Origin of the sequence: Streptomyces niveus (assembly GCF_001723055.1) — a bacterium.
Taxonomy (GTDB): domain Bacteria; phylum Actinomycetota; class Actinomycetes; order Streptomycetales; family Streptomycetaceae; genus Streptomyces; species Streptomyces niveus.
Genome location: NZ_MDCR01000363.1, coordinates 9357 through 9598, shown reverse-complemented (window position 1 = coordinate 9598; position 242 = coordinate 9357). Strand labels below are relative to the sequence as shown.

Below are 242 nucleotides of genomic sequence, written 5' to 3'. Positions count from 1 at the left end.
TCGGCGGCAAGCGCGGCGCCTCGGCCGACGGTCGCGCCCCGCGCGGATACCTCGCCGTCTTCGCCGTCAAGGAATTCCGTGCCGTGTTCGCGGCGCATCTGCTCTCCCTCCTCGGGGTCGTCGTCACCGAGATCTCGCTCACCGTCCTCGTCTACGACCTCACCGGATCGCCCCTGCTCAGCGCCCTCACCTTCGCGCTCGGCCTGCTGCCGTACCTCTTCGGCGGGACCCTGCTCGCCGGG

At 71.5% G+C, this 242-nt stretch carries 1 pseudogene; it reads left to right on the top strand.

Annotated elements, in window-relative coordinates:
* A pseudogene (locus BHU15_RS32855) lies at positions 1–242 on the top strand (MFS transporter); the annotation flags it as partial.